General features: G+C 72.2%; 12 protein-coding genes. 6 read left to right on the plus strand and 6 right to left on the minus strand.

Going from position 1 to position 14,775, the window contains the following annotated elements; genetic code table 11:
* The first annotated feature begins 70 nt into the window (after positions 1–70).
* Positions 71–655 (plus strand): short chain dehydrogenase, encoded by a 585-nt coding sequence (locus ACTWPT_RS56975; protein WP_443185921.1) that lies wholly within the window; start codon positions 71–73, stop codon positions 653–655.
* Between the two features lie 55 nt (positions 656–710).
* Here the strand turns inward: ACTWPT_RS56975 and fusA are convergent, their stop codons facing one another.
* Complete coding sequence (gene fusA / locus ACTWPT_RS56980; protein WP_443185922.1) at positions 711–2,768, minus strand: elongation factor G; 2,058 nt, start codon at positions 2,766–2,768, stop codon at positions 711–713.
* Between the two features lie 359 nt (positions 2,769–3,127).
* On the opposite strand from fusA, the gene ACTWPT_RS56985 reads away from it, so the two are divergent.
* Together ACTWPT_RS56985 and ACTWPT_RS56990 are read left to right on the plus strand one after the other, a co-directional pair.
* Positions 3,128–3,862, plus strand: a complete 735-nt coding sequence (locus tag ACTWPT_RS56985) for a GNAT family N-acetyltransferase (RefSeq protein ID WP_443185923.1) — start codon at positions 3,128–3,130, stop codon at positions 3,860–3,862.
* A complete protein-coding gene (locus ACTWPT_RS56990) occupies positions 3,859–4,737 on the plus strand; it encodes a lysophospholipid acyltransferase family protein (RefSeq protein WP_443185924.1) in 879 nt (292 codons plus the stop codon). The genes ACTWPT_RS56985 and ACTWPT_RS56990 overlap by 4 nt, the downstream gene beginning before the upstream one ends.
* A 29-nt stretch (positions 4,738–4,766) precedes the next feature.
* Here the strand turns inward: ACTWPT_RS56990 and ACTWPT_RS56995 are convergent, their stop codons facing one another.
* Complete coding sequence (locus tag ACTWPT_RS56995) at positions 4,767–6,059, minus strand: FAD-binding oxidoreductase (RefSeq protein ID WP_443185925.1); 1,293 nt, start codon at positions 6,057–6,059, stop codon at positions 4,767–4,769.
* Positions 6,060–6,346: 287 nt separating this feature from the next.
* Here ACTWPT_RS56995 and ACTWPT_RS57000 point away from each other — a divergent pair, with 287 nt between their 5' ends.
* Complete coding sequence (locus ACTWPT_RS57000; protein ID WP_443185926.1) at positions 6,347–7,378, plus strand: ABC transporter substrate-binding protein; 1,032 nt, start codon at positions 6,347–6,349, stop codon at positions 7,376–7,378.
* On the opposite strand, the gene ACTWPT_RS57005 is transcribed toward ACTWPT_RS57000, so the two are convergent.
* The 4 genes from ACTWPT_RS57005 to ACTWPT_RS57020 all read right to left on the minus strand — a co-directional run bounded on the left by ACTWPT_RS57005 (position 7,371) and on the right by ACTWPT_RS57020 (position 10,127).
* Positions 7,371–7,853 carry a metallophosphoesterase family protein gene (locus tag ACTWPT_RS57005; protein ID WP_443185927.1) on the minus strand — a complete coding sequence of 161 codons (483 nt, stop codon included), beginning with the start codon at positions 7,851–7,853 and terminating at the stop codon, positions 7,371–7,373. The genes ACTWPT_RS57000 and ACTWPT_RS57005 overlap by 8 nt on opposite strands.
* Positions 7,854–7,931: 78 nt before the next feature.
* A complete protein-coding gene (locus tag ACTWPT_RS57010) occupies positions 7,932–8,519 on the minus strand; it encodes an ArsR/SmtB family transcription factor (RefSeq protein WP_443185928.1) in 588 nt (195 codons plus the stop codon).
* A gap of 31 nt (positions 8,520–8,550) precedes the next feature.
* A complete protein-coding gene (locus tag ACTWPT_RS57015; RefSeq protein WP_443185929.1) occupies positions 8,551–9,783 on the minus strand; it encodes an RNA polymerase sigma factor in 1,233 nt (410 codons plus the stop codon).
* 5 nt (positions 9,784–9,788) lie between these two features.
* A complete protein-coding gene (locus ACTWPT_RS57020; protein WP_443185953.1) occupies positions 9,789–10,127 on the minus strand; it encodes a YciI family protein in 339 nt (112 codons plus the stop codon).
* A 147-nt stretch (positions 10,128–10,274) separates the two neighbouring features.
* Between ACTWPT_RS57020 and ACTWPT_RS57025 the strand changes: the two genes are divergently transcribed.
* Positions 10,275–12,374, plus strand: a complete 2,100-nt coding sequence (locus tag ACTWPT_RS57025; protein ID WP_443185930.1) for an ATP-binding protein — start codon at positions 10,275–10,277, stop codon at positions 12,372–12,374.
* 54 nt (positions 12,375–12,428) lie between these two features.
* Complete coding sequence (locus tag ACTWPT_RS57030) at positions 12,429–14,729, plus strand: ATP-binding protein (protein WP_443185931.1); 2,301 nt, start codon at positions 12,429–12,431, stop codon at positions 14,727–14,729.
* Positions 14,730–14,775 lie beyond the last annotated feature (46 nt).

Consider the following 14,775-nt stretch of genomic DNA (forward strand, 5'->3'; position numbering starts at 1 on the left):
CCTTCCAGCACTGGGAGCGGAACCTGCATCCGCTGGGCGGATCCAGCGGGCAGACGGCATGATCGAGAGCATGAAGACGATCGTGATCGGGGCGTCGGGAACGGTGGGCCAGGCCGTCGTGGCCGCTCTGGAGCCGCGTCATGAGGTCGTGGCGGCCTCGCGGCGCGGCCCCGTGCGGGTGGACCTGGAGGAGCCGGCGACGCTGGAGGAGTTGTTCGCGGCGGTGCCGGACGCCGACGCGGTGGTGTGCTGCGCGGCCAGCGGCCCGCTGGTGCGGTTGGAGTCGGTGGGGGACGAGGAGTTCGCCGCCGGTCTGCGGGGCAAGCTGCTGGGCCAGGTCGCGCTGGCCCGGCGGGCGCTCCATCACCTGCGTGACGGCGGCTCCATCACGCTCACCGGCGGCACGTTCGCCGCGCCGCTGGCCGGCGGCTCGCTGGGCGCGCTGATCAACGCCGGGCTGGAGGGATTCGTCAGGAACGCGGCCGCCGAGCTCCCACGCGGACTCCGCATCAACCTGATCAGCCCTGGTTGGATCAGGGAGACGCTGGAGAGCATGGGGCTCGACGGCGCTGACGGCACGCCGGCCGCCGACGTGGCCCGCGCCTATGTGGCGGCCGTCGAGGGCACCGCTCAGGGCCAGATCATCGTCCCCTGACGCGCTACGAGGGCTGAGCGGCCCCGCTTGGAAACGGGCCGCTCAGCCCTCGGCGTCACGGCGCCGGGGTGTACCCGCCCGGCCGGGTGGTGAACGCGCCCCGGCCCTGGGTTCGGCTACGCAGCCCGGTCGCGTACCCGAACACCTCGGCCAGCGGCACCATCGCCGTGATCGTCACCGTGCCGGACCGGGCCGTGGACCCGGAGACCCGGCCGCGTCGGGCCGCCAGGTCGCCCAGCACGGCGCCGGCTGCATCGTCCGGCACCGTCACCGTGACCTCGGCCACCGGCTCAAGCAGCAGCATCCGGCAGGCCCGCAGCGCCTCGCGCAGCGCCAGCCGGCCGGCCGTGCGGAAGGCCTGCTCGGACGAGTCCTTCACATGGGTGGCCCCGTCGGTCAGTGTGACCCGCAGCCCGGTCACCGGGTGTCCGCCGAGCGGTCCCGCGGCCAGCGCGTCCCGGTAGCCGGTCTCCACCGCCCGCACGTACTCGCGCGGCACCCGGCCGCCGGTCACCGTCGAGCGGAACTCGATGCCCTCGCCGTCCAGTGGCTCCACGTCGAGCACGACGTGCGCGAACTGGCCCGCGCCCCCGTCCTGCTTGACGTGCCGGTACAGCAGCCCCGACACCCCGCCGGCCACCGTCTCCCGGTACGCCACCTGCGGCCGGCCGACGGCGACGTCGAGGCCGTGGTCGCGGCGGAGCTTCTCCACCGCCACCTCCAGGTGGAGTTCGCCCATGCCGGACAGCAGCGTCTGGCCGGTCTCGGCGTCGGATCGCACCGTCAGCGACGGGTCCTCCTCGGCCAGCCGGGCCAGCGCCGCCGCCAGCCGATCGGCGTCGGTGCTCCTGCGCGGCTCGACCGCTACCGACACCACCGGCTCGGTCACGCTCGGCGGCTCCAGGACCACCGGCGCTCCGGGCGCGCACAGCGTCGCGCCGGCGCGGGCGGCCTTCGGCCCGGCCACGGCGACGATGTCCCCGGCCACCGCCCGATCCACCTCTGTGTGCCGGTCGGCCTGCACCCGCAGAATCCGGCTGATCCGCTCAGTGCGGCCCGCACCCGTGTCCAGCACCGTGTCTCCCTTCCGCATCGTTCCCGCGTAGACCCGCAGGTACGTCAGCCGCCCGGTCGTGGTGGTGCTCACCTTGAACACCAACGCCGCCAGCGGCGCCGCCGGGTCAGCGGCCGGCACCGACGCATCCGCGGCCCGCGCTGCCGGGTCAGTGGGCGGCACCGCCGTACCCGCGGCCCGCGCCGCCGGCCCGTCGGCGGGCGACGGCAGATACGCCACCACGGCGTCGAGCAGCGGCTCGATCCCGCGATCGCGGTACGCCGCCCCGCACAGCACGACCAGGCCCGCCCCGCTGAGCGTCAGATCTCGCAGCGCGCCCGCCAGAGTCCGCTCGGAGATCGCCGGCTCCGCGCAGAACTCCTCGAGAGCGCCCGGATGCAGCTCGGCCACCGCCTCCTCCAGCAGCCTGCGCCGCCGCCACGCCTCGTCCAGCAGCGCGTCGGGCACCGGGCCCTCCTCCATGACACCGCCCGCCCATACCAGCGACCGCATCCGGATCAGGTCCACGACACCGGCGAAGCCGTCTTCACGGCCGATCGGCAGCTGCACCACCAGCGGCGCCGGGTGCAGCCGCGCGCGGATCGACGCCACCGCGGCGTCGAGGTCGGCGCCGGCCCGATCCAGCTTGTTGACGAAGGCAATGCGCGGCACGCCGTGCCGATCGGCCCGCCGCCACACCGACTCTGTTTGCGGCTCGACCCCGGCGACGCCGTCGAACACCGCCACCGCCCCGTCCAGGACGCGAAGCGACCGCTCCACCTCGTCGGAGAAGTCGACGTGGCCGGGCGTATCGATGAGGTTGATCCGGTGGCCCTCCCAGACGCAGCTCACGGCCGCGGCGAAGATCGTGATGCCGCGGTCGCGCTCCTGCGGGTCGAAGTCGGTGACGGTCGTCCCGTCGTGCACCTCGCCGCGCTTGTACGTGGCGCCGGTCAGGAACAGGATCCGCTCGGTGACCGTCGTCTTGCCGGCGTCGACGTGGGCGAGGATGCCCAGATTGCGGACAGCGGTCAGGGGAGTGGAAACACGAGTGCGCATGGCCCATGGCCCTTCGGTACGCAGGGGTGAAAAGGTCAGCGCGATTCCCCGGCGAGCGGGAAACGCTCGTCAGGGCATCCAGCGACGGCCGCGCAGCCGGCACCGGGGCGGCGAAGACACCAGGATCACCTCGTACCGCGACGAGGGGACGACGGCAGCGCTGCGGTGGCGCACGGCCGGCTCCTCTCCCTCGTCGATCATGGTGTGTCGAGCGTAGTGACACCGGCACGACTCCCGAAACAGGTTTTCGCCCCGAGGTTCACCGCGCGGACGCCTGTCTGCCCCCGCAGCGCGACGCCGCCGTCATTTCCGCATGTCGACATAGGCGCGAGACCCCTTCAGGGAAGGACGCCCCGCCCATGACGATCTCTCTTGACACCGGTCGGTACACGGTCGACATGGCCACCAGCGCAGCCGACCTGCGGGCCGCGCAACGACTGCGGTACGCGGTCTTCGCCGAGGAGATGGGGGCGCGCCTGGACAGCCCCGTCTCCGGCCTCGACGCGGACCGGTTCGACGCCTACTGCGACCACCTCCTCGTCCGCGACGGCGCCGAGGTCGTCGGCACGTACCGGCTGCTGCCTGCGGGCCGGACCGACCGGCTCTACTCCGACGGCGAGTTCGACCTGCGCAATCTCGCCCCGATCAGGAAGGGCCTGGTCGAGGCCGGCCGCACCTGCGTGCACCCCGACCACCGGGACGGCGCGGTGATGGCCCTGATGTGGGCCGGCATCGCCCGCTACATGACGGACGGCGGCCACCAGTGGCTGGCCGGCTGCTGCTCGGTGCCGCTCGACGACCAGGGCGCGGTCGCGGCGGCCATCGTCGATCAGGTGCCGCTCGGGCCGGAGGAGTACCGCGTCATGCCGCGCAACCCCTGGCGCGCCCGCCGGGGCGGGGCCAGCGGTGACCGGTTCGTCCCTCCGGCGCTCCTGCGCGGCTACCTGCGGCTGGGGTCCTGGGTGTGCGGGGCGCCCGCGCATGACCGAGACTTCGGCACCGCCGACTTCTTCGTGCTGCTGTCCATGGCCCGCGTCAACCACCGCTACCTGCGCTACTTCCTCGGACAGACCACGCCGGGAGCGGCACGGTGAACGGTGCCGCCCAGGCCAACCCCTGGCGGCCGGTCGGCCCGTGCTCGACCGCCGCCTGCGTGACGGGTCCGGCCGTCGCCGCGGGGCCGCTGCGCCGGGCGGCGCGGCTGTCGGCGGCCCTGCTCGTGATCCTCGCCGGCATACCGGTGTCCCTGGCGGCCTGCCGGACGCCCGCCCGCCTGCGGGCGGCGATCACGAGGGCGTGGGCCAGGCTGCTGCTCCGGGCGCTCGGCATCCGGGTGGTGGTCGCGCCGGGAACGCCAGGCGCGGAGGGCCTCGTCGTGGCCAACCACATCTCCTGGCTCGACCCGCTGGTGCTCGCCGCGATGGTGCCGTCGCGGCCGCTCGCCAAGCGGGAGATCGCCGGCTGGCCGGTCGTCGGACGGCTGGTGGCCGGCTCAGGGGCGCTGTTCATCGACCGGGAGCGCCTGTACGCGCTGCCGGCCACCGTCGCGGCGGTCGCGGGCGCGCTGCGGGCCGGCGACACCGTCGTCGCCTTCCCCGAGGGCACCACCTGGTGCGGGCGCGGGATGGGCCGGTTCCGGCCGGCGGTGTTCCAGGCCGCCATCGACGCCGGTGCCGCGGTGGTCCCGGCGGCACTGTGGTACCACGAGGGCGCGGCGACCTCCACCCGCGCCTGCTACGTCGGCGACGACTCGCTGCTGGCCTCGCTGTTGCGGGTGGCCGCCACCCGGGGCCTCGCCGTCGAGGTGACGCTCCTCGACCCGATACGGCCCGCAGCCGCCGACCGGGCGGCACTGGCCGTGCTGGCCGAGGCTCGGATCCGCACGCACGTGCTGGACCACACGCACGGGACCGGCGCCCTGGGAGCCCCGAGCCTCCCGAGGTCCCTGGCCAGGGCCTCCCGGAGCTAGGACCTCCGGGAGGTTGACACCCGCGGCGCTCACGCGGGGACGACGTGGCCGACGCGGAAGAAACCGTCCGGGTCGTAGGCCCGCTTGACGTCCCGCAGTCGTCCGTAATCCGCCGCGTTGTAGGCGGCCGCCGTACGCCGCGGGTCGGACAGGAAGTTGAGGAACGTACCCCCGTTGGCGTACGGCCGCAGCTCCCCGGCCAGGCCCGGCACCGGCGTGTCCACGATGACCGACAGCTTGGTGCTCCGGTGGCTGACCGGGCCCGCATCCGGGCCTGGCCGCCCCAGCGCGCCGCCCCAGTGCCGGATCTCCACGGTCTGCGCCTGCTCGGCGGCCCCCACCAGGATGTCGGCGACCTCGCCGGGGACGGTGTCGAACATGTCCATGTGCCGGTTCGGGGTGCCGCCCATCGCCGCGTCCGCGTACGTGATCATCCGGGTCTCGTCCAGCAGCGCCGGGCCCGTCGCCCGCCACAGCGGGGCCAGCAGCCGCCTGCCCTCGGCGGCCTCCCCGGCGTGCATGACCTTCAGCATCGCCACGTGCCGGCCGGGCAGCGGCCCGCCGGCGGGCATGCGCTTGAGCACGACGGCGGTGCTGATCTCGTCGGGCGCGTCGTCGATCCAGCTCCGGTACGCGTGCAGGAGGCCGGCCGCCGCCTCGATCGGGAAGTACGCGAACCCCGCGTACACCTGCGAGACCGGGTAGAGCCGGAACTCCAGCGAGGTCACCACGCCGAACCCGCCGCCGCCCCCGCGCAGCGCCCAGAACAGCTCGGGATGGCTGCTCGCGCTCGCAGTGACGTGCCTGCCGTCGGCCAGCAGCACCTCGGCCCGCACCACGCTGTCGGCGGCGAACCCGTGCTTGCGGGCCAGCCAGCCGAGGCCGCCGCCCAGGGTGTACCCGGTGACGCCGACCGACGGCGCCGACCCCGACAGCGGCGCCAGGCCGAACGGCGCGGCGGCGGCCAGCACCGCGCTCCAGCGTGCGCCCGGGCCCACCCGCGCGGTCCGGCGGACGGGGTCCACCAGCACTGACGCCATCGGCGACGTCCTGACCAGCACGCCGCCGTCGCACGCGGCGTGCGTGCCATGCCCGGTCGACTGCACCGCGAACGGCACCCCGTGCGCCCGCGCCGCGAGCAGGGCTGCCCGCAGGTCCGCCGCCCCGTACGCCTCGGCCACGAGGACCGGGCGGGCGTCGACGGCGGGGTTGAGCGAGCGGCGCAGCTCGTCGTAGGCGTCCTGGCCAGGCAGGTGCACGGGGCCGGTGAAGCCCGGGAGGGTGATCTCGTCCTGGAGGGTGGCGGTGTACGGCCGGCTCATCTTTCTGCCCTTCTCTGCGGTGATGTGTGATCACTGTGCTGGAGGGCGCTTACGGTTGCGTTCTTGTCGCCTTACCGCGCCCCTTAAGCCTTGAAGGACTCCAGGATCTTGCCGCCGCCGGGGAAAAGAATCCGCCGGCGGTCGCCGCCGGTGCTACGCCGGCGGTCGTACGAGCGGCGCCGGCCGGTCCAGCCGGAGGTGTATGGACCCGGCGAGATCTTTCCGGTTAGGTAAGGCTAATCTAATATGCCGCCCATAAGGGTAAACCGCGCAATGAGGGAGAATTCATGGCCATCGTCCCGCGACGCACCCTTGCCTCCGCATTCGGCGTCGCCGCCGTGCTGGGCATCAGCGCCTGTGGCGGCACGGCCTCCCCACCCGCCGCCCCTGCCTCGTCGGCCCCGGCCTCCGCCGCAGGACAAGGCCCCTGGACCTGGACCGACGACCGGGGCAAGAACATCTCCCTGCCGCAGCGGCCACAGCGCATCGTGGCCCAGTTCGACTCGGCGGCCGCGCTGTGGGACTTCGGCGTACGCCCCGTCGCGGTGTACGGCCCGCACAGGCTCAAGGACGGCAGCCGTGACCGAGCGGTGGGCGAGGTCGACATCACGAAGGTGGAGTCGATCGGGAACGCCTTCGGCGAGTTCAACGTCGAGAAGTACGCCTCGCTCCAGCCCGACGTGCTCGTGGCGGGCATGTACGAGAAGAACAAGCTCTGGTACGTCCCTGCGGAGTCCGCCGAAGCCGTCGACCAGATCGCGCCGTCCGTGGGCGTGATGCACAGCGGCAAGCCCCTGCTGGAGATCATCGAGAGGTACGGCCGGCTCGCCGCCGCGCTCGGCGCGGACCCGAGGGCGGCCCCCGTGGTCGAGGCCAAGAACCGCTTCGACGCCGCGAGCGCCGCGCTCAAGACCCTCGCCGCGGCCAAGCCCGACCTGAAGATCATGATCGTCGCCGGGGCGCCCGACGGCCTGTACGTCACCTACCAGCCCGACCACCCCGACATCAAGTACTGGGGTGAGCTGGGCCTGAACATCGTCTCCCCGCCCAAGCCCTCAGAAGGCGGCTTCTGGGAGCTCGTGAGCTGGGAGAACGCCGACAAATACCTGGCCGACGTGATCCTCGTGGACGCCCGCGCCCAGTCGATGACGATCGGGGAGATGGCGAAGAAGCCGACCTGGGCCAAGCTGCCCGCGGTCAAGGCCGGCCAGCTCTACCCGTGGCGCGCCGCCGAGCGCTACAGCTACCTGGGCTACGCCAAGGTCCTGGAGGAGCTCAAGACCAACCTGGACAAGGCCCGCGACGACGTCGTCACGTGACGGCCACGATCTCGGCCCTGGTCAGCACGCCGTCCTCGACGGTGAGCAGGCCGAGCGTGCCGTGCGGCTGGCGGCGGCGATCGGTGGGGGAGCCCGGGTTGAAGATCCGCAGGCCCTCGCCCGACTCGTCGAGCGGGATGTGCGAGTGCCCGAACAACACCAGGTCCGCCTCCGGGAAGCGGCGCCGCATCCGCGCCAGCCGGCCCTTGGCCGGGCCGCTGTCGTGGATCATGCCGATCCGCAGCCCGTCCAGGGTCAGCTCCAGCGTCTCCGGCGCCGCCACGTCGGGGCCGTCGTTGTTGCCCTTCACCACGTGAACCGGCGCGTACGCGGCCAGCTCGGCCAGCACCGAGGCGACGCAGACGTCTCCCGCGTGCAGGATGACGTCCGCGTCACGCAGATGCTCGGCGACCCTGGGCGGGCAGGAGCGCCAGCGCCTGGGCGCGTGGGTGTCGGACAGCGCGACGACCTTCATGCCTCGCTCATGCCCCGTCCGCGGGCGAACGTGCCAGCCAGTCCCGCCACGCCGGCCCCTGATCGTCGCGGCCCTGCGTCAGCGCTCCTGCTTCACGGCAGGATGTACGGCGACGACCAGGCGATGCTCGCGCCCGCCTTCGGCGCTCTCGTCGTGATATTTGCTGACCAGCGACGTTACGCAGTTCGCCAGTTCCTCGGCGAACGCCGCCCGGTCCGCCGCCGACGCGAAGCGCACCTCGCCGTCGATCGCGAACGTCGCCACGCGCTGCTGCACCTTCGCGGCTCCCGTGATGAGGGTGCCGACATCCCGTACGAGCCGCGCGGCCAGCGCCAGCAGCCACCGCGCCGACAGCCGGTCGGGCGAGCGGCCCGGATCGGGCTGGACGGCGGCCAGCGCGTTCGGGGAGATCACGAAGGAGGCGGCGGTGGCCTGCATCACCCGCTCGGTGACGTTGCCCTTCCTGCGTTCCTCCACCAGCTCGACCAGGCCGTGCCGCTCCAGGGTCCGCAGATGGTAGTTGACCTTCTGCCGGGCCAGGCCCACCTTGGCGGCCAGCGAGGTGGCCGAGCCCGGCTCGACCAGCTCAGCCAGCAATTTCGAGCGCATGGGATCGAGCGACGCCTCGGCCGCCGCGGGATCCTCGATCACCGCCACTTCATGCATGGTTGAACGATGGCACCGAAAAAAATCATCGTCAAGACAGGCGATCTGCTCGGTCTTCGAGATAGCGCCGCTCCGGCAGGCTGGTCGTCAGCCGGGCCGCCTCCCGGTATCCGTCCAGCGCCGCCGCACGGTCGCCCGCCATCTCCAGCAGGTGGGCGCGTACCGCGGCCAGCCGGTGGTGCCGCGTCATCCGCTCGTCGGCCGCCAGGCGGTCGAGCAGGTCGAGTCCGGCCCGCGGGCCGCGCACCATGGCCACGGCGATCGCGTGGTTGAGCTTGACGACCGGGTTGTCGTCCAGGCCGGACAACACCCCGTACAGCGCGAGGATCTGCGGCCAGTCGGTCTCCTCGGCGGTGGGCGCCTCGTCGTGCACGGCCGCGATGGCCGCCTGCAGCTGGTACGGCCCGAGCGGGGTCGTCGACAGCGCCTTCGTCACCAGCTCGACGCCCTCGTCGACGAGCCGTCGATCCCACAGGCTCCGATCCTGCTCGGCGAGCGGGATCAGCCTCCCACCCGGCCCGGTTCGCGCCGGCCGCCGCGCCTCGGTGAGCAGCATGAGCGCCAGCAGCCCGGCCACCTCCCCGTCGCCGGGCAGCAGCCGGCGCACGGCCCTGGCGAGCCTGATCGCCTCGCTGGTCAGCTCGGTCCTGTGCAACTCGGGGCCGGAGGTGGCGGTGTAACCTTCGTTGAAGATCAAGTACAGCACGTGCAGCACCACGCGCAGCCGGTCGGCCCGCTCGGCCTCCGGCGGCATCGCGAACGGCACGCCGGTGGCCTTGATGCGCTGCTTGGCCCGGCTGATGCGCTGCGCCATCGTCGCCTCGGGCACCAGGAACGCGCTGGCGATCTGCGCCGTCGTCAACCCGCCCACCGCCCGCAGCGTGAGCGCCAGCTGCGAGGGCTGCGACAGTGCGGGATGACAACACAGGAACAGCAGCGTCAGCGTGTCGTCCTGGTCGCCGGGCCGCTCCTCGCCCGGCGCCGGCGCCACGAACGCGTCGGCGGGCACGCTGACCGCCACGCTCTCCTCCCGCCGCCGGCGCGCGTGCTCGCTGCGCATGTGGTCGACGACCCGGCGCGAGGCCACGGTGATCAGCCACGCCCGCGGGTTGTCCGGCAGGCCCTGCTCCGGCCACTGCACGGCCGCGTCGAGCAGCGCTTCCTGCACGGCGTCCTCGCAGGTGCCGAACTGCTCGTAGCGGCGTACGAGCACGCCCAGCACCTGCGGCGCCAGCTCCCGCAGCAGGCTCTCGACGCCGGCCACGGCCACTACACCTCGTCGATGATCGGGCGTACCTCCATCGCGCACAGCCGCGCGTCCGGCCAGCGGGCCGCGATCGCCGTGGCCCGGTCGACGCTCTCGCACTCGACGATCAGATAGCCGGCCAGGAACTCCTTGGCCTCCAGGAACGGCCCATCGGTGACCGCCGGCACGCCGCCGCGCACCGTCACCGTCCTGGCAGCGCCGGGTCCGTCCAGTGCCTGTCCGCCGACGAACTCGCCGCTTTCGCTCAGCTCGTTCATCAACGCGTCGACCTCGGCCATCACCTCGTCACCGTGCTCGGCCACGACCTGCTGCGATTCGGCGTTGGTGTAGATCATCAGCATGTATTTCACGGGCACATGGTAGTGGCGCGGCCGTTCGCCGACTCGCCGCGTGCGCGATGGCCGCCGGGTCGGCAAGGCACCTCCGGGTGCCTTGACCTGCGTGAACTAAGCTTGGAGTGATGTGACCGTCTTGCCTGGGAGGGGGCGATGGGGAGCCTCCCCGTCGCGGACAGCAGCTTCGTCGGCAGGCGACGCGAGATCACTCAGGTCTCCAGAGCCCTGTCGCGCGCCCGTATGGTCACGCTGACGGGCGTGGGAGGCGTGGGCAAGACGCGGCTGGCGCTCGAGGTGGCGGCACGGTGCGAGCGCGTCTTCCGCGATGGCGTGTGGGCGGTCGATCTGGCGGGGTTGCGGGACGGCACCCTGGTGGCCAGGACCGTGGCCGATACGCTCGGGATTCCGGACCGTTCCGGCAGGCCGCCGGAGGAACAGCTGGTCGGCTACCTCGCCGACCGGCGGCTGCTGATCGTCTTGGACAACTGCGAGCATCTGTGCCACGCGTGCGCGTTGTTCGCCGAGACGATGTTGCGCAGCGTCCCTGGACTGCGGATCCTGGCCACGAGCCGGCAGATTCTGGGCATCGCGGGCGAGCACGTCCTGACGGTGCCGCCGCTGTCGGTGCCCGATCCCGATCGCCTTCCGCCCACGGCCGCGCTGATGCGCCGCGAGTCGGTGCGCCTGCTGGTGGACCGGGCGACGAACGGCACGCCGGGGTTCTCGGTGACCAGAGAGAACCGTCGTGCCGTGGCGGCAGTCTGCACGCGGCTGGAGGGGATCCCGCTGGCGATCGAGCTCGCCGCGGCCCGGTTGACGTCCTTGCCGATCGAGCAGGTGGCCGGCCGGCTGGACGACCGCTTGGCGCTGCTGACCAGCGAGAGAGCGGCCGCGCTGCCCCGGCAGCAGACCCTGCGCGGCACGATCGACTGGAGCCACGCGCTGTGCACCCCGCAGGAGCGGTTGCTGTGGGCGCGGCTGTCGGTGTTCGCCGGCGGTTTCGACCTGGACGCCGCCGAAAGCGTCTGCGTGGACGGCGAGGTGGGCCGGGAGGAGATCCTCGATCTCCTCGATGCACTGGTGAAGCAGTCGATCATCATGCGGGTGGACGGGGAGGGCTCCGTCCGCTACCGGATGCTCGAGACGATCCGCGACTACGGCCGGGAGCGGCTGGCCGAGCAGGGCGAGATGGACCAGTTGTCGAGCCGGCACCGTGACCACTTTCTCGGCCTGGCCGAGCGGATGAACGCCGGGTGGAGCGGCCCGGGGCAGGTGGCGGCTCTGGCCCGGTTGCGCACCGATCACGACAATCTGCGGGCCGCGCTGGAGTGGTGCATGCGCGATCCGGACGGCCCTGGGCCGGCGCTGGCCCTCACGGCGGCGTTGCGGTACCACTGGTGCGTCGGCGGATACGTCACCGAAGGGCGCTGGTGGCTGGAGCGGGCGCTGGCCCTGTCCGGCGAGGCCGGCCCGGCGCGCACGACCGCGCTGTGGGTGGCGGCGTGGACGGCGGTGAACCTAGGAGATCATCACGCGGTGGCCCGATATCTCGGCGAGTGCGAGAGGCTGGCCGAGCAGCAGCATGACGAGGTCTCCAAGGCCTACGCGCGCACGATGCGCGGCGTCGACGCGATGTACCGGGGACGCGTGAGGGAGGCCATCGGCCACCTCCAGGAGGCGACTGCCGCTCATCAGCGCCTGGGGGAGGCCAACGGCACCCTGCTGTCGATGGTCGTTCAGGCCAGGTGCTACTCCAACGTGGGCGACACCGATCGGTGCAAGGCGCTGACCGAGCGGACCCTGGCCCTCAGCGACGAGCTCGGCGAGCGTTGCTGGCACGCCTACGCTCTGTGGTCGTACGGGGTGGAGGCCTGGGCAGAAGGGGACACCGAGCGGGCCGACGACCTGGCCCGCCGGGGGCTGTCGATCCAGTGGGAGTTCAACGACGCCGTGGGCGCCTCGCTGACGATCGAGCTGCTGGCGTGGATCGCTGAGTCGCGGAGCGAGCACGTCCGGGCCGCGCGGCTGATGGCCGCCGCCGGGGTGATCTGGCGCTCGATCGGGGCGAGCGCCGCCTTCCGCTCTCCTCAGACGTCCGAACTCCATGACCGCTGTGTACGGACGGTACGCCACGTCCTTGGGCAAGAGGGGTGCCGGGCGGCGCGGCACGAGGCCGAGCGGAACTGCCGTACCGTCGAGCAGGCGATCGCCTATGCGCTGAACGACTGCCGGCCCCGGCCGGCGGGCGGGTGACAGGTTTGCGCTCGCCCTGTCATGGCATGGCCCGGCAAGGGTAGCGGAGGTGCTATGGGGGCGACAACGCGACCGCGCGCCGGGAACCTGCCACTCGAGCTCACCAGCTTCGTCGGCCGCAGGCGCGAGCTGGCGGAGGGCAAGCGCGTCCTGTCCGCCGGCCGGATGCTCACCCTCACCGGTGCGGGAGGCGTGGGCAAGACACGGCTGGCGCTGCGGATCGCCGCGGAGATGTCACGGGAGTTCGAGGACGGCGCCTGGCTGATCGACCTGGCGCCGCTGGGGGCCGGGGACCTTCTCGCCGAAACCGTCGCCGCCGTCGTCGGATGCCCTCAGGCGAACATGGCTTCTCTGGCCGAGTACCTGCACGACAAGAAGACACTCGTGGTGCTGGACAACTGTGAGCACCTGCTCGCCCAGTGCGCCGCGCTGGCGGCCGACCTTCTGTCCACTGCTCCCGGGCTGCGCATCCTCGCCACCAGCAGGCAGGCGCTGCACATCGCGGGTGAGCAGGTGCTGGATGTTGCGCCGTTCACGGTGCCGGAGGCGGCCGAGGCGTCCATGGAGGACGTTCTGCGGAACGAGGCGGTGCGGTTGTTCGAGGACCGTGCCTCGTCCGTCGTGCCCGAGTTCAAGGTCAACGACACCAACATTCTGGCGGTGGCGCGGCTGTGCCGGCGACTGGACGGCATCCCCCTGGCCATCGAGCTCGCGGCGGCACGCATGCTGATCCTCTCCGCGGAGCAGATCCTGGAGCGCCTCGACGACCGTTTCCGGCTGCTGACGACCGGACCCACCACCGCACCGGCGCGGCAGAAGACGCTGCGAGCGCTGTTGGACTGGAGTTACGACCTTTGCTCCCATGAGGAGCAGGCGCTGTGGGGGCGGTTGTCGGTCTTCTCGGGCGGCTGCGACCTGGAAACGATCGAGCAGGTGTGCTCGGACGGCGGCATCGCCCGGGAAAGCATGCCGGACCTGGTGGCTCAGCTGGTGGGCAAGTCGATCGTGCTGCGCCGCGGGCAGGGCTCCGCCGTACGTTTCGAGATGCTGGACACGCTGTGCCAGTACGGATGGGAGCGGCTGGTCGCCTCCGGCCAGGACAAGACCCTGCGGCTGCGGCACCGCGACTGGTGCCGCGACCTGGCGGCGCAAGCTGAGGCGGAATGGTTCGGCGAGCATCAGATGGAATGGCTCGGCCGTCTCTCCCGGGAGCAGGGGAACGTCCGGGCCGCGCTGGAGTTCTGCCTGAGCGAGCCCGGTGAAGCCTGGGCCGCGCTCGAGATCGCCGCAGCGATGTGGAGTCACCGGCTCTCGTGGAGCTCACCGAGCGAAGGACACCATTGGCTGCAGCGGGCGCTGGCCAAGGAGCCCGGCGCCGGGGCGGCCAGGGCCAAGGCCTTGTGGGTGGACGCGTGGCTCGTGCTGCTCCGGGGCGACCCCGAAGCGGCCAAGCCGTTGCTGGAAGAGTGCCGGACGCTGGCGGCGCGGCTCGGCGACGAGGCCCAGCTCGCCGGCGCCCTCCACATCACGGGGTTCTCCGCGTTGCTGGCCGCAGACTTCCCCCGGGCCTTCACGCTGCTGGAAGAGGCCCTGGGCCGGCGCCGCGTCCTCGGCCATCCGGGTCATGAGTGGGTCGCGCTCTTCCAGCTCGCCCTGACGGCCGTCCTCATGGACGACCCGCGTTCCACCAAGCTCTGTGAGGAGGTGCTGGAGACGGCCAGGCGCGCGAACGCCGAGTGGTCGGTGTCCTACGCACTGTGGGTCACGGCTCTCGAGCGGTGGCGACGGGGCGCTCTCCCGGACGCCGTGACCATGATGCGTGACTCCGTGCGGCTGAAGCTGCGCTGCAACGACCATCTGGGCCTGGCCCAGTGCATCGAGGGACTGGCCTGGGTCCTGGCCGATGACAAGCAGTACGAACAGGCCGCCCAGATGCTCGGCGGCGCTCACGTGGCCTGGAAGTCGATCGGAACGTCCCTGTCCGGGCTCGGGCACCTGGCCGGCGCGCACGACCGGTGCGAGTCCACCCTCCGGCGGCACCTGAGAGACGATCGGTTCCAGGCGGCCTTCGACCGCGGCGCTGAGTTCGCCCTCGACCAGGCCGCCGCCTATGCCCTGGCTGAGCGGCCCGCACGGCAACCCGGACCCGACGTGGCCTCCGTCCTCACCCGCAGGGAGCGGGAGATCGCCGAATACGTCGCGAAGGGCATGAGCAACAAGGAGATCGCGGACGCCCTGGTCATAGCGCAACGCACCGCGGAGTGCCATGTCGAGAACATCCTCCGCAAGCTGAACTTCACGTCCAGGTCCCAGATCGTCAAAACCTGGGACTCGCGCAGGTCCGATCAAGAGTGACCCCGAGCCTTTGACCATGGGTTCTGTACGATGAAATCGATATTCC

Source organism: Nonomuraea sp. 3N208 (genome assembly GCF_052245935.1).
Taxonomy (GTDB): domain Bacteria; phylum Actinomycetota; class Actinomycetes; order Streptosporangiales; family Streptosporangiaceae; genus Nonomuraea.

Bases quoted from the DNA above. Each gene is read 5' to 3' on its own strand.
- ACTWPT_RS56975 (WP_443185921.1), top strand. From the start codon at position 71: ATGAAGACGATCGTGATCGGGGCGTCGGGAACGGTGGGCCAGGCCGTC.
- fusA (WP_443185922.1), bottom strand. From the start codon at position 2,768: ATGCGCACTCGTGTTTCCACTCCCCTGACCGCTGTCCGCAATCTGGGC.
- ACTWPT_RS56985 (WP_443185923.1), top strand. From the start codon at position 3,128: ATGACGATCTCTCTTGACACCGGTCGGTACACGGTCGACATGGCCACC.
- ACTWPT_RS56995 (WP_443185925.1), bottom strand. From the start codon at position 6,059: ATGAGCCGGCCGTACACCGCCACCCTCCAGGACGAGATCACCCTCCCG.
- ACTWPT_RS57000 (WP_443185926.1), top strand. From the start codon at position 6,347: ATGGCCATCGTCCCGCGACGCACCCTTGCCTCCGCATTCGGCGTCGCC.
- ACTWPT_RS57005 (WP_443185927.1), bottom strand. From the start codon at position 7,853: ATGAAGGTCGTCGCGCTGTCCGACACCCACGCGCCCAGGCGCTGGCGC.
- ACTWPT_RS57010 (WP_443185928.1), bottom strand. From the start codon at position 8,519: ATGCATGAAGTGGCGGTGATCGAGGATCCCGCGGCGGCCGAGGCGTCG.
- ACTWPT_RS57020 (WP_443185953.1), bottom strand. From the start codon at position 10,127: ATGCTGATGATCTACACCAACGCCGAATCGCAGCAGGTCGTGGCCGAG.
- ACTWPT_RS57025 (WP_443185930.1), top strand. From the start codon at position 10,275: ATGGGGAGCCTCCCCGTCGCGGACAGCAGCTTCGTCGGCAGGCGACGC.
- ACTWPT_RS57030 (WP_443185931.1), top strand. From the start codon at position 12,429: ATGGGGGCGACAACGCGACCGCGCGCCGGGAACCTGCCACTCGAGCTC.